Source organism: Richelia sinica FACHB-800 (assembly GCF_014698825.1).
Lineage (GTDB): Bacteria > Cyanobacteriota > Cyanobacteriia > Cyanobacteriales > Nostocaceae > FACHB-800.
Map to the genome: position 1 here is coordinate 374,983 of NZ_JACJTT010000002.1, position 14,911 is coordinate 389,893.

Annotated in this window: 10 protein-coding genes; 8 read left to right on the forward strand and 2 right to left on the reverse strand. The window is 31.8% G+C overall.

The features are described from left to right. Positions 1–97: 97 nt before the first annotated feature. Positions 98–1,495, reverse strand: coding sequence for a hypothetical protein (locus H6G73_RS03475; protein WP_190601544.1), 1,398 nt, complete (start codon positions 1,493–1,495; stop codon positions 98–100). 168 nt (positions 1,496–1,663) lie between these two features. On the opposite strand from H6G73_RS03475, the gene H6G73_RS03480 reads away from it, so the two are divergent. The 8 genes from H6G73_RS03480 (at position 1,664) to H6G73_RS03515 (ending at position 13,491) form a co-directional block, all read left to right on the forward strand. Next, entirely contained in the window at positions 1,664–2,134 is a 471-nt protein-coding gene (locus tag H6G73_RS03480) for a hypothetical protein (RefSeq protein WP_190601545.1), read from the forward strand. Between the two features lie 3 nt (positions 2,135–2,137). Beyond that, positions 2,138–3,646, forward strand: coding sequence for a tubulin-like doman-containing protein (locus H6G73_RS03485; protein ID WP_190601546.1), 1,509 nt, complete (start codon positions 2,138–2,140; stop codon positions 3,644–3,646). 49 nt (positions 3,647–3,695) lie between these two features. Continuing rightward, entirely contained in the window at positions 3,696–6,974 is a 3,279-nt protein-coding gene (locus H6G73_RS03490; protein WP_190601547.1) for a hypothetical protein, read from the forward strand. A gap of 62 nt (positions 6,975–7,036) precedes the next feature. After that, positions 7,037–7,867, forward strand: coding sequence for a hypothetical protein (locus H6G73_RS03495; protein ID WP_206756228.1), 831 nt, complete (start codon positions 7,037–7,039; stop codon positions 7,865–7,867). 16 nt (positions 7,868–7,883) lie between these two features. After that, on the forward strand, positions 7,884–9,311 hold the full coding sequence (locus H6G73_RS03500) for a hypothetical protein (protein WP_190601549.1): 1,428 nt from the start codon (positions 7,884–7,886) through the stop codon (positions 9,309–9,311). 18 nt (positions 9,312–9,329) lie between these two features. Next, entirely contained in the window at positions 9,330–10,457 is a 1,128-nt protein-coding gene (locus H6G73_RS03505) for a hypothetical protein (RefSeq protein ID WP_190601550.1), read from the forward strand. A 2-nt stretch (positions 10,458–10,459) separates the two neighbouring features. After that, positions 10,460–12,658 carry a hypothetical protein gene (locus H6G73_RS03510; protein ID WP_190601551.1) on the forward strand — a complete coding sequence of 733 codons (2,199 nt, stop codon included), beginning with the start codon at positions 10,460–10,462 and terminating at the stop codon, positions 12,656–12,658. Further along, on the forward strand, positions 12,655–13,491 hold the full coding sequence (locus H6G73_RS03515; protein ID WP_199317588.1) for a hypothetical protein: 837 nt from the start codon (positions 12,655–12,657) through the stop codon (positions 13,489–13,491). The genes H6G73_RS03510 and H6G73_RS03515 overlap by 4 nt, the downstream gene beginning before the upstream one ends. Positions 13,492–13,784: 293 nt before the next feature. On the opposite strand, the gene H6G73_RS03520 is transcribed toward H6G73_RS03515, so the two are convergent. After that, on the reverse strand, positions 13,785–14,153 hold the full coding sequence (locus H6G73_RS03520) for a hypothetical protein (protein ID WP_190601552.1): 369 nt from the start codon (positions 14,151–14,153) through the stop codon (positions 13,785–13,787). Between the last annotated feature and the right edge of the window lie 758 nt (positions 14,154–14,911).

The window sequence follows — 14,911 nt, forward strand, 5'->3', positions numbered from 1 at the left end:
AGATAGCTTTGCAATTCATATTGATATAGTTAAAATTTGGTCAATTAGTCATTTTCTTGAATTTGATAAATCTGAAAATAACACATACAAACAAAAATCAATTTTTCTGAATAGCATAACAAAAACGTCCAATTAACCAATAATTATTTATTCGTGTATCTGATTGTTCTACTTTCATTGTTTCTGTTCTATTTTTAAGTCCAATTAAAAATGCCTCTAAATTATGAGTTTTTGAGCCATCTTTATCACTAGTTCTTGATGTCCAGTCCCATTCTTGCCACCAACTAGGTGATTGTAAGTTCTGGGTAAAAATGTCAAATTTAAATTGATAAACGCCTGGCGATGTGAATTTATGAGGTTGAATTATAGCTGAAAATTTCAACTTGTTTTCTTGATCTAGAATTTGCCAATTGGTTAATTTGATAGCTTCGTTAATTTCCGAGGTTTCAATATTGGACGTAAATTTTTTCAGAAATTTATCAAATTTTTGAACATTTTTCTTATGTTGAATGGAATTAACATCAATTAATAAACTGTTTTTATATTGTTTAAAAGGTACGTTGTAATCAATGACTAACTCATTTTGTGTAGTATTATCTATTTGCAATAAGTCTATTGGCACATTGTTATTCTTACTAGCATAAAGCCCATCTTTAACAAGGGAGTATGGCCTATTTATTCCTTTCGGTAGATTTGTAGGTAACGTTTGTAAGTTAGATATACTTTCAATTAGATTGTCGGGATGAAAAATTATCAATTTACTGTTAGCTAATAATTCTTGAGAGTCATAGTTCTTTAATTGTTCAAAATAATATTTGATATCCCTATAAGGTCCCAAAAATAAAATATAAAATGGACGTAATTTTTCAGGTGTGTTACCTGACTTATAATTAAAAGTCTTTAGAATATCTGAGTTTTGTATATATACATTACCATTAAACTGACTTTTAACCGCCCAAATGCCCACTGCATAATCTGGTCTCTCAGCATTAAAATAAGTATCCTGTATTTTTTTATTGAGCTTAGTAACATCACCACTATTTTGTTCTAAATCAGTTATAATAACAGTCATTTTATCTTCATTTTTTCGAGGTGCAACAATAGCAGCATCAATTGGGCTAGAGACCGCTTTATATTTAGAGTTACTGCCATCATAAAATATTGGACGTGCTGCATAACTATAATATTCACTAGTAGTAATTCTTTGGCTGTTATTTCCATTGCGATAATATTCAACTGGTAATTTACCCGTTAATTCAAATACATTTCTGATAGCATGTAAAGCTTTAACATAATTAGTTTCTCCATCTTTCACATAACCCAACATTGAGCCACTACCATCAATATAAATTGCAACCCTCAAATTATTAGATTTAGAAGATTGCTCCTGAGTAGGAGGCATTTCACAATTTAACTGCTCCTTAACTCTAGCTGGACTGCAAGATAATAAAAAACTTGTAACACTCGCTACAAATAGCCATTTCATCCACATCATTTTTTAGCCTCCAAAGAATAAGTATGAATAAATTACTAATGTTTATTAAGTAATTTTACGGTGGTCTGTATTGCCTTATAGATCACAATATGGGAGTATATCAAAGAAGAGCCTTGTTTTGTTGAAATGCAACATTAATCCTGCATAAAACGTTATGAAGGAGGGCTAATGAAGCCTTGGGAGATTATCAGGATCATTATCTTTACTGTGATTGGTGCTGGCTTGATGTTTTTGGGTCAGCGTCTTATCTATGAAAATCAAGTTATACCTATTCAGAAAGTACCCCTGGATACATGGCTTGCTGCTGACTATACAACAGCTGCACTGATTATGTTCGGTGTTTGTATGTTTTCTACAATTTTTTGGTGTGTCTTGGGAGCAATGAGCAGGTCTAGCAGTAGTAGCAGGGGTAAATGGTTGTTAATTTGGTTTTTGTTGGGACTGCTACCTTTACTCACCATTTTTTTTACAGTCTTGTACATCAACCGCAGCGATGAAGCGCAATTTTCCTTAATGTGTTTTTTCTTGTTTGATAGTATCTGGTTGTATTGGTTAAGTACCGCTACCAGTTCTCCTGAAACTGTCAAATATATTGCCCCTGGAGCTTTTTTTATCCGTCATAAACTAATGGGAGATTAACAAATGTCAATTTATGTCATTGGAATTGGTGGAACTGGTGCTAAGTGCATTGAAGCAATAATTCAATTAGCATCTATAGGACTTTTTAACGAAGAAACACTAAATTTATTATTTGTTGATGCTGATGAAAATAACGGTAATTTAGAACGAGCGCGAAAAAGTCTGAAAATTTATCAAGACTGCCATGAATTAAACTTAGCTGATAAATTTCCTTGGATGAAAACGGAAATCAGAGACTTTGGTTTATGGTCGCCTTTTGCTAATACCAGCGTCAATAAAAATCTGGGTTCATTTTTTGAATATAACCTGCTCAAAGATGATGAACCAGCATTAGGAAATTTATTTGATGTTCTCTATACTTCCCAAGAACGAGAAGCTAATTTAGATGTAGGTTTTCGGGGTCGTCCTGCTATCGGTGCGGCGGTAATGAGTCAGGTAAAACTTGACGCGTTAGATTATGATTCATGGTGTCAACTACTGAACCAACTGCAAACAGATACAGGCAGCGGTAAACGTCCAAAAGTATTTTTATGCGGGTCAATTTTTGGGGGTACTGGTGCTTCAGGATTACCAACAATTGGGCGGTTAATTCATAACAAGCTAGAAAATTTGAGAATCAGAAGTAAAGTAGATATTGGTTGTTTATTTGCACTACCTTATTTTGGATTTAATCCTACTTTAGTGGATAGTTCAGAAACAGTTTATGCCCGTTCTGATCAGTTTTTATTAAATACAGAAGCCGCATTACGTTATTATGGTATTCAATCACAAGAAACTTTTGATACCGTCTATTTATTGGGTAATCAAAACTTATCTCCAGTTAAAGTTTTTAGTGTGGGTAAAAACACCCAACGTAATGATCCCCATTTTATTGAAATGTACGCTGCATTAGCCGCTAGACAATTTTTATTAAATACAAATCCTCAGCAAAAAACTGTAGTATTAATGAATCGGGAGAGTTTAAAGAATATCACTTGGCGAGATATTCCTGAACACAAATTAGTTAGAGATGAATTAGTAAATGCTACTCGGTTTGCATTTGTATGGTTAGCTGATATTGCTCCATTATTAGCAGAAGGAAAGAGAGCAGGAGTAAGAGAGATTCAAAGAAGTCCCCAAGCATTTTGGTTTGTGAAATTCTTTCCTGATCGCGCAGTGCTAGGAAATAATCAACAAAAATTAGTTGATTTCAATGATCCTGAACAACAAAATGCCATAGAAACAATTAGTATTTGGTGCCAAGATTATTTACGCTGGTTATCGCAAATTCATCAATGTGTTGATGAGAATATTCAATTATTCAACGCTAAACATTTCGCTAATGGTTCCATGAAACCTGATAATTTATCAGATTTAATCATTGGAGGTGGTGACAGTCGAGATAAAAACCAAAAATCTAGGGATACAGTGCAAGAATTAAAAAGACGTTTGAATCCGGCTGCCATCAGCAATTTACCCAAAATAGGAATATTTGGACTGGCTAAGGCTTTATATATTGTGTGTCGCTTGTAGGCAGAAATTTTCGTAGAAAGAAGCTTGTTGATGAAAGGGAAATTTGATCATGACCAGTGCATATACTAATAATCAGTCTGCTTTGTTATTGCCAAAACTGAAAAATGATTGTGATGTCAAATCGGGTAATCCTGGCATTTGGGATACTCAAGCACCAAAAGCTTTTAATGATGTTGCCTCTAGTTTAGACTACAAAGCACCGGGAGCGGTAACCAGTGTGAGTTCTGTTCCCACAGTTTGGGCGCGAGCTTTATCAATGGAAATGGCATTACATAATGATGCTTATCCAATTCGGGAACAAATGATTATTCAATGGCAAGGGATGTTAGCAGCTTTAGCATTAGCAGAAGTCCGAAATTTTCCCATTAAAGCCCAACTTTTAGAATTGGGAACAAAGAAAAGTAATCATATTTTTGCTCGTTCTTTATATGAGCTTTTACCTGATCCAGTTAATACTCTTTATACATTTAATAATAATAAACATCCTTGGGAAGATTTATATGTTTTTACCTGTAAGGATCAACCTGTAGGCATGACTTCTCCTAGTACCTTAGTTGTACCTTCAGAACAGGGAAAATGGGATGGTATACCTTGGTGGGATGCTAATACATTACAGTTAAAATCACCCCATAATTGTCTCAATCAAACAGAAAAAGAACAGTTAGTATTTTGGTTAGATAATTTGCGCCGAGAGATTAGAAGATATAACGGTGAGAGTAAAGCCATTGATAGGATATTTGGTTTAGTTAATGGTTTTATTAACAGTTTGGGTGTGACAAACACACCGAATTTTCAATTTAGTAATAACCCGGCATATTTTGAAGTAGAAATTAACCGAGGGGCGTTAACTGCGCTGAATTTACCTGTTAAGGTAGAGGTGAAAGAATCTAATGTTAGGGTTATTCCCAGCTTAGTTAAACCGAATGTTCCTCCACTGTTAATTATTGATCCAAATATTGCTACTGCTTGGAATGAACCACCACAAAATATATCTGTTTATGAAGGTAAAACTTTAGCTGCTTTTCTCCCTGAAGATATTGAAACATGGAATAGAAGTAGACAAGTAGTTTGTTTAGAGTCGAAAGATTTATTTTTACCAGAATTAAAATTTATTGATCAAGAAGGAATTTTACCAGGTGCTTTACTACCTGAAGGTACACTATCTTTAGTTTTTAATAATCGGAATATTACGCCTTTAATTCCTTTGAATCCGATTTTATTAAACTATTTCACGCCGGAGGATTTAACCAAGAGAATTAAATTACAACTGGTTAATAATGGTGCAGGTGGTTCACAGGTACGGGTAAATTTAACTTTGCCTCTTTATGGTGTTAAAGGTGGAAATGTTCCGCAAAATTTCTTTTTAACTAAGGATTATCCATTGTTAGAGGAAAATATTATTTATGAAGTTCCGGTTTTAGAGGTATGGCCTGATTTTCGGGCTAAGGGTTGGCAGGAATATTATGGGTTTTACTATGATGCTGAGTATGGGGAGGAGACTTTTCAGGTTAGTTTTCCCACAGCTACATCAAGAAACATTCATACGTTTAAAGAAGGTAAAGGCTTATATCAAGTAGTCAGGTTTGAGGAATTTCCGAGTTTTATTGAATGTAAAGATACTTATACTAACACAATTGGATTGATTATATTACCTACTCCAGAACAAATTAATTTAACTGGTGAATGGGTAGTTGGTGTAGATTTTGGTACTTCTTTTACTAATATTTATGTCAATAAAAATGACAAGGTGGTAGAACGTCTGAACTTAGAAAACCTGCACAAAAAAGTCACGGATGTTTCTATTGATACTCGCTTTCCTGTGTTGTTTGAATTTTTTATTCCTGAAAGTTTCATTCCCATAGAAAAGCCTTTCCCCATGTCTACAGTATTAACCAGAAGAGGGCAAACAAACTCTAGAGACGAAGATTCAAACCCTATTTTTGATGGTAGACTTTATATTCCCGACAGAAATCGCTTTTCACCTCAAGAAACATGGATTAAAACTAATCTGAAATGGTCAACTACTAACCCTACTGATAATCAACTGTTTTTGAAACATTTAGCCCTGCATATCACAGCTATGGCTGCTAAAAATGGTGTACAAAAAATTCAGTGGGCTTTATCTTTTCCATCAGCATTTTCATCTAGAGAACAGCAAAACTACGCAGTTAATTGGCAAAGATTAACTGAACAACTACAAGCTAAAACGGGAATTAAAAATATTAGCCCAACTAGAGATAACACCACCTATTTCCGCACAGAAAGTTTAGCTATTGCACAATATTTTGCTGAAGATGAAGGACATGATTTAGTTAGTACCACTTGTATTGATATGGGCGGTGGAACTTCAGATATTTCTATTTGGCAAGATGATCAACTATTACATCAATGTTCAGTGCAGTTAGCAGGGCGTGATTTATTCTCTCAATTTATTGAGATGAACCCTAATTTTTTGCAAAATTTTGACATTAATGCTAATGATTGGACTAGATTAAGGGGTCCAGCTTTCAATGCCAAATTGGATGTATGGATGCGGCTAGAAGCTACAAATTGGTTAGAAAAAAGAAGAGATACTTTTGAAGAAAATCCAGACTTTCAAGGGTTAATTCGTTTGATGGCAATTGGTGTATCTGGGTTGTATTTCTATGTAGGTCAAATTCTTTCTGTTTTACACCAAGAGCGTAAATATACTGTTGATGAAATTACCCCGGTTTACATAGGTGGTAACGCTTCCCGTCTTTTACATTGGTTAGCTGAAGGAGGTAGATTTGATAGTTATTCAGAAATCAATTTATTGCTTAGTAGAATGATGAGTGTAGCTTCTGGTTTTGATGATACCAAACAAGTTACACGCCTGAGTCAAAAGCCTAAAGATGAAGTTGCTTGTGGTTTAGTTTTACAAGGTAGAAGATTAGAAGGACTAGATAGAAGAGAAATAGATCATGTCATTACTGGTGAATATTGTAAAATTAATGATGAAGAATTTGGTTGGCAAAATCGTTTAGATTTTCGGGGCAGAAATATTAATAAGTATGAAATTCCCGAATTAAATCAGTTAAAGTTATTTTTGAATGTTTTTCATGCAAGTTTAGATCATTTAAGGATTGATAGTATTCAACCAATACCAGAATATGAATTTGAAAAACTGTATCCAGATGATCCTGATGCTGAATTTAATCAAAGACTATGGCGGGAAACAGAAAGGGAACTGAGAAATTCTCTCAATGCTATTAGAGGTGAAGTTGATAATATTCGTGAAGAACCGCCTTTTATTCTTGGACTAAAAGCATTACTCAGAGTTTTAGGTAAACGCTGGGCTGGTAAATAAAATTCATATCAAACATGGGCGATGAAATTCGCCCAAACCGATCATTCTTAAAGGTAAGAACAATGGAAAAAAAACAATGTCCAGTTTGTAGGTATGAAAACATTGTGAGTGAAATTCAATGCAAAAACTGTCATTGGCCTCTAAATCTAGATAGCTTTAGTTCAGATATTAGAGAACAAAAAATGCTATATTGGGCGCGAAATATTTATGATTCATGGCGGAGAAATACATACGATTTACAGCAATTGAAAAAAGCAAATACAACATCTGTTAATGTTGTAGCATCAAAATCAGAAACTTTTTTGCAGTCTTTAGTAGACTCTCAAGAACGACAGATAAAGTTAATCGAAGAACAAAATGTATTATTTAGAAAAGTATTTGCAGAAGTAAGTGATATTAAGGAAAAGATTGTTAACAATGATGTTAATAATTATCCTGTTAATATTTCTCCTGGTTTTAACCTATCAGAAAATTACGAACCAGTTATTAGAGAAGAAACAGATAATCACCAATTACATGAATATCCAGATGAATATCCAGAATATATAGAGTTAGTAGAATATTATAATAACAAATCAGAGTTTTCAGGCAAAAGAGAAGTTGCAGAAACTCAGGAAAGTAAATCACTGCGTATGAATGGGAATCAGGTAAATCCAATTTTTGAACCTAAAGCTAGAGGTGACTATTGGATAATAGATATTTATTTAGTACCAAAATATCATCATAAAATTAACTCACATAGCTATGAAACTTTCTCGATATTATTTGAGTGTAGAAATTATGAACAATCAACAAAAGAGAACTTTAGACTCATCAAACCAGGGAAGGTTAACTATTTAAGTAATCAGCAAACATGGCAGCTTGAAGAAAGAGGAATCATAGAATTTTTGTAATTTAAAGAGTTAAAACATGAAACTACATATTTATTTGAAAACGATTACACCCATACTTTTATCACTTAATTTATTGTTAGTAACAGAACCAACTGTTTTAGGTACTACTAATAATAGTGATAGAAATATTAATATCGCCCAAATAAATCAACAATCTAGCCAAAATAATGAAAATAAAAAATTGATTAAGAGTTTTGAAGAATTGAAAAAATCTATACAATCATTTAACTCAGAACTTCAATCAGCAGTAAATAATCCTGAACAACGGGATAAAATTAACTCTCAAGATGTTATTTCAAAAATCGAAAAATTTAGAGAAGAATTGTCAAAAATTCAACAGACAGAACAGGTAAAAAAAGTTATTGAAATTACCGATGATATTAACGCAACTGTTGAACCATTAAAAGACGGATTAAAAACAGAAGGTGTAACTAAGGTTCAGAGACAACTGGCTTCTTTTGATGGAGAGAGTGTACCTAAAAATTATGATGGTAAATTTGGACCAGCTACTCAAAGCAAAATAAACAATTTTTTGAATATAAATATTGATGCTTTAGAAAAAGAATCTAATCAGATTAAAACAAACTTTCAGAAGGGTTTAGACCCGCAGAATAAATTACCAATAGAGAATTTACCAGCAACTACAAATACTGATGTAATTACAGAATTACATTCTCGAGTTAATACTTTAAAAAATGATATTAATAAATTATCACTAATTGTTTATATGTTGCTGTTTATGATTTTAATTGGTATGGGTATTTATGGTTATAAATTTTATCTGTTTGTGAATACACCCAATAAAAAAGCAGCACCAAATAACAATAAAACCCAATTTATTGATATTGAGAATTTTCAAAGAGAACTCAGTGAAGTTTATAAAATATTAAATAGATTAGAGCAAAAAATCAAAGAAATAGAGAACAGTTCTCAAAATAACAATCCAACTAATCAAACTTATTCGTCTACATATACCAATCCTATTACACATCAACCTATTACCCAAAATAGACAAGTTGCTTACATTCATCAACCAACTAATAGTAACTTACATTTTCAAAGTCATACATCTAATTCTAACAGTCAATTACTATCAACATATAATCATAATTCTCGTTCTCTTTCGCGCAGTGCAATTACTGTTTCAGAAAGTGAGTATACAGCAGAACAACGTCGTCTTGGGCGCAGTGTTTCCCCCATTTTAGAATCTAGTAATAGAGGCAATTATTGGATTTTAGCAGAAGGTAGTCATGAATATCTTTTTCCCAAAGGAGGAATGAAAATTAATGAACATAACTATCACACAATAGCTACATTTTTTGAATGTGTAGGTTATCAACCGAATATTTCTAATAATTTTACTGTTGTTAAAGCTGCAAAGGTATCTTCCATTGGTGAACAATGGGAGTTAAGAGAGATTGGACAATTACATTTTTCTAATTAATTGATTTTATTATTTATTATGCCAATTAATAATCTTGAAAAAGTAGATTTTTCAGAACAGGAATTAATTATATTATATAATTACATTCCTCGGTTAATTGAAAAAACAGCAATATTAGTTAACCTTTCACCAAACTACTATACCAACGGTACACAAGAAACATTACTCACAGAAGATAATAGAGGAAATTATTGGATAATTGCTACCGATAATGATATTTATTGGCTATTTCCTATTACCAAACTCAATGGTAAAATTAACCCCCGTGTGAATGAAGCATTTAATTTACTCTTTCAACATCATAATTACGAAGATTCAGATAAACGTGAATTTATTCTCAAAAAACCTGCTCAAGTTCACCCACCTAGAAAAGCAGAAGGTTGGATATTAGCAGAACAGGGTTTAATAGAGTTTGGGAATTTACCACTATTACCCATTGAACTATCAAATGGTAAAGTTCATAATTCACCAGTTGCACAGGAAGTTATAAAAAAAAATGTAATTTCATCTATATCAAGAGATGAATTTACAGATTATACAAATAAAACTGATGTAGAAATTAATGATTTAAAATTGCAAATTAAAAAATTAATAGAAGAAAGGGAAAAATTTAAAACTGAAATCCAAGCAATAGAAAATAAGTATAGTGAGTTAGAAAATAGAATTAAATCACCAGTTCAAGAAGTAACCCAAAGTTCTCATATAGTTGAAAATAATCATCAGGAAATAACATCAAATCAGCAGCAAGCAGTAAATACAGCTAACAGTTTAAATCTCAATCCTGACGAATTACGCATTGTGGAAACTTATAATTCTAATCCTGTTGTAATTTCACAGCAAGCAAAACAAGTTTCGGAAACCAGTTCTAGTATTCAAAACCGTAGTCAAGGTATTAATGAAGCAGTTGTTTTAGAAAGACAAGCTCAAGGTTTATACTGGTTATTTGGTAGAGATACATTATATCTTATGCCTAAAAGGGGTTTTGGTTTCAGTCGTTCAACGATAGATACTTTTAGAGCGTTGTTTCAAATTCGAGGAAGTAAGGTTACAAGTAAGTTTAAATTACTCAAACCTGCTAAAGTGGTGATGATAGGTAGTTCCCAAACTTGGCAATTAACAGAAAAAGGAATTATTGAATTTGAATAGATATGAATAAGAATGTACACAATTTAAAATTGAAAACGGAAAGTTTATTAAATAAACTCAAGGAACTTAAAATTACAACCCAAGATTTATTTTTAAATCAACTCGTATTTATTGATCAAGAGGGTATTTTACCAGGTGCTTTACTTCCTCGATGTACGCAATTTTTAGTATTTGAAAATCGCCAAATTACTCCTATTTTACCGCTTAACCCTATTCTCCTAGATTATTTTACTCCAGAAGAATTAACGAAACAGCTTAAATTTGAATTAATTGATGAAGATGATTTATCACAGGTAACGCTAATTTTAGATTTACCAAATATTAAAATACCTTTGTTTAAAGATTATACACTTCAAGCAGAAAATATTATTTATGAAGTTCCAGTTTTAGAAGTATGGCCTAACTTTCAAGCAGAAGGATGGACAGAATATTATGGTTTTTATTATGATGCTGAATATGGAGAAGAAACTTTTCAGGTTGCTTTTCCCAATGTAGAGGAAATTCAAAATTTGAAAGACCGTAAAGGTAGTTATCAGATAATTCGGTGTCATGAATTTCCTAAATTTATTGAATGTAAAAATAGCCAAGAAAATATAATTGGTATTATTTTACTACCAACACCCCAAAAAATAGAGCTTGCATATTGCTGGACAATCGGTATAGATTTTAGAAATGATTATACTAGCGTTTATGTTAATAAAGATGATAAAATTGTTGAATATTTTAAATTAGATAATCTAAATTATAAAGTTACTTATGTTTTAGTGGAAACTAGGTTTCCAGTTTTATTTGAATATTTTATTCCTGAAAGTTTTATTCCAGTAGATAAACCTTTCCCAATGCCTACCGTACTAACTACTAGGGGAAGTACAGAAATAAATCAAGAGCGTCCAATTTTTGATGGTAGAGTTTATATTCCTGATCGTAGATATTCACTGCAAGAAACTTGGGTGAAAAAAGATTTACAATGGTCAAATGAAAATCTCAGATATATTCGGTTATTTCTTAAACACCTGACTTTACACCTGACTGCAAATGCTGTTAACAAGCAAGTTAAAACAATTCAATGGTGTATTTCTTATCCTCCTAACTTTTCCCGCGAAGATAAATATGAATATGCTCAAATGTGGAAAGATATAACCCAAGAGTTACAAAATAAAACAGGTGTTAAACACCTTTGCCCAAATATTAATGATGGTCAACATTTCCGCTCACAAAGTTTAGCATTTGCTCAATATTTTACTGAATATGAAGATTATGATTTAGTAAATACCACTTGTATTGATATCGGTAATGCAGTTTCTAATATATCCGTTTGGCAAGATAATCAACTTGTTCATCAATGTTCTCTCAACTTTGGCAAGATAGATATTTTTTCTCAATTCTTAAGAATTAATCCTCAGATTTTGAAAATATTTGACCTTGAACCTAACAACTGGATAGAACTACCAGAATATCCTTTCTATGACAAATTAGATACTTGGTTACGTCTAAATTCTGTAACCTGGTTATCAAGAAAACGAGAGTTATTTATAAATCATCCTGAATTTCAACAACTAATAACATTAATGTCTATTGGTTTATCTGGTTTATATTTTTATATTGGTCAAATTCTTGCTGTTTTATATCAAGAAGGTAAATACACTCTTAAAGAAATTACTCCTGTTTATATTGGTGGAATTGGTTCAAGTATTTTAAATTGGTTGTCAGAAGGTGGAAAATTTGATCGCTATTCAGAAATTAATTCTTTACTCGGTCGGATGATGAGTATAGGTTCTGGTTTTTCTGACACAGAAGAAATTACACGTATGAGTCAAAACCCCCAAGATGAAGTTGCTTGTGGTTTAGTTTTGCAAGATAAAAAATTACAAGAATTAGATATAACTGTAAACAATATTGACAAATACAAAATTACTAATTTTATTCCGACACAACTATTTATTAATAGGTTTCATTATAGTTTAAATGTTTTAAAGATCGAAGTTATTAAACCAATAGAGGTTTACAAATTTAAGAAAGAAGGACTCAATATATCAAACTTTGAATATAATCAAAAACTATTGCAAGCTATATCAAGGGATTTACAAAATTATTTAAATTTTATAAAGGCTGATGTTAAATATATCCAACAAGAACCACTTTTTATTTTAGAATTAAAAGCATTGCTTAGAGTTTTATGTAAGGAGATAAATAATAAATGAATTTTAAAGACGATTTAATTCGGAGAGTTAAACGATTACAGCAAATTGTTGAACAGAATTTTGCACCAAGAATAACTAATATAGAAAATTATTTATCCACACTAACCGAAAGAGTGCAAAATGGCTCAGTTATCGTGACAGGTGCTTTTACAACGGAAAAAATTACACCTCTAGATATATCTGAACCAGAATTAATAGAAGTTTATAATAACGTCCCCAAAGTTTTATTAAAAAATTCAATTATTGCCGAATTAACAGCTAAAAGTTATCGAGAAAACAACCAAAATCAGCCTATTTTTTTAGAAAAAGATGACAATGGTAAATACTGGATAATTGTTTCTAATAAAAATAAAATTTTTCTTGTTCCCAGTATTAATATTAAATTACATATTCATAAACTAAAAACGGTAGAAAAATTATTTTATTTTACAGGCTTTACTCCCTCAGCAGATACTCATTTTCTAATGATTAAATCCGCGAAAGTATCCATCTTACCCAATGGAAAAGAATGGAAATTAGAAGAAAAGGGTATTTTAGAATTTAGTAATCCGTCCTTGCATTTTTCATCTATATTAAATATCGATAATAATTTATTAGAATTTTCAGAATTTCAACCAAATACAGAAGTAGCAAGAGAAAATTTATATTTAGAAATCAAAAAAATTTACAACCATTTAGATGATTTGAAATTGCAGTTAAACCAATTTCAAGAAGAACAAAAAAACTTGCATTCTCAAATAGGGAAAATATCTGTTTTGAGAGATTACGTTTATTTACAAATAGATTTATTAAAAATAAGATTAGATTCCTTGGAAAATTATAAGGGTAATTAATGGGGCGTAGGGAACAAAAGAGTATGATGCAGAGATGGCAAAGCTTTTGTGTCAAGCAAACCCTAATGAAAGAGACAACTCCCACAGCCATAGCCATATCCCCATGCTTTAAAAAATGGTGTCAAAGGCTTCGCAGTGAGTGTCAGCCGAACAGTTTGATAATGTGGTCATAACGGGAGTTTAGAAATTATTTAGCGAGATTATTAGAAGCAAGCGAGGGAAAAAAATGTTCGAGGTGTCAGAGAACACCGTAGGGGTGATTTACAGTTTTTATTAATGAGTATGAGAAAAATTTAAGAAGTCCACCTTTCCCAATACCAGTAATTACCCAAATCTTTAAATTCGATATAGTTAGTATCTTGCTTGTAATCAAATGGGTGATCCCGATAAACAAATGCTGTATATCCATCACCAAAACCCATGTTAAATATCCTAAATGTAACCGTTAAGCTATCTCCTTCCTGTTTTACTCTGACAATGCCTTGAGGAGAAGCAGGAGTTAAATAACTATAATCACAAGGTATTTGAAAAAATTCTGGTTCTGAATTATCTTTGACAATTTTGTTGGTTTTTACCATTTGCACGACTCGTTCAAAAGCTGGTCTATATAATGCAAATGTTTCTATCCGAGGTATATCGAAATATGCTGATATTAAAAACATAACAGTAGTTATCCCACTTAAACCAATTAATTTAAGTGTCTTATTTCGATATTGATTTGTCATTCCTGGTAAGTAACAAGGATTGTAGTGATTTATGTTTAGCAAACTAACTATTTGATTTCTTGGCAAAAAAGATAATCCGTAAAATGTCCAAATTGTCAACCCTATTAGTAGCAAAAGTAGAGATAAGTTGATTAAATATGAAAAACTACTAATAAATAAAAATATTGTAACTATAGGTAATGAGACAACTAAACAGAAAAGTATAGAATTAGTCTTAAATTTCTGATAAAAATAACTGTTAATGTGAGCAGGAAGCACTGCGAACGCCAGAGCTATCTGCAATATGCGATAAGTCTCATAAACTTCGCGAGCCAATACTGCCATTAATAAGAAGAAAGAAAGACATAGCATTAATAAAAGCTTTAATAAATCAAGCCATGTATGACGATGTGATGAATAATGGTCGTAATTAGTGTTATCATTCGATTTCCATTGATTAAATAAATGGATTGGCCAATAATAAAGCGCAAGCAAAAAAATAAACAATGAAGGAAACTTTATCCACATTAATAAAAAATCTATCTGGCAAATTGGTGGATAAAAAAAACGCCAAACAATCTTTAAAACAGATTGAATTATGATCAAAACCAGAAATGTTGAATGTCGATACAAAACTTTACATCTTTAGATAGAGTAGCTCTAAAAAGCCTAAAATAGTCAACATAACATTATCTCCTCAAGCCAATGAACATAAC

Coding starts and splice junctions, on each gene's coding strand:
- H6G73_RS03485 (WP_190601546.1), top strand. CDS start 2,138: ATGTCAATTTATGTCATTGGAATTGGTGGAACTGGTGCTAAGTGCATT.
- H6G73_RS03515 (WP_199317588.1), top strand. CDS start 12,655: ATGAATTTTAAAGACGATTTAATTCGGAGAGTTAAACGATTACAGCAA.
- H6G73_RS03495 (WP_206756228.1), top strand. CDS start 7,037: ATGGAAAAAAAACAATGTCCAGTTTGTAGGTATGAAAACATTGTGAGT.
- H6G73_RS03480 (WP_190601545.1), top strand. CDS start 1,664: ATGAAGCCTTGGGAGATTATCAGGATCATTATCTTTACTGTGATTGGT.
- H6G73_RS03490 (WP_190601547.1), top strand. CDS start 3,696: ATGACCAGTGCATATACTAATAATCAGTCTGCTTTGTTATTGCCAAAA.
- H6G73_RS03505 (WP_190601550.1), top strand. CDS start 9,330: ATGCCAATTAATAATCTTGAAAAAGTAGATTTTTCAGAACAGGAATTA.
- H6G73_RS03475 (WP_190601544.1), bottom strand. CDS start 1,495: ATGATGTGGATGAAATGGCTATTTGTAGCGAGTGTTACAAGTTTTTTA.
- H6G73_RS03520 (WP_190601552.1), bottom strand. CDS start 14,153: ATGTTTTTAATATCAGCATATTTCGATATACCTCGGATAGAAACATTT.
- H6G73_RS03500 (WP_190601549.1), top strand. CDS start 7,884: ATGAAACTACATATTTATTTGAAAACGATTACACCCATACTTTTATCA.
- H6G73_RS03510 (WP_190601551.1), top strand. CDS start 10,460: ATGAATAAGAATGTACACAATTTAAAATTGAAAACGGAAAGTTTATTA.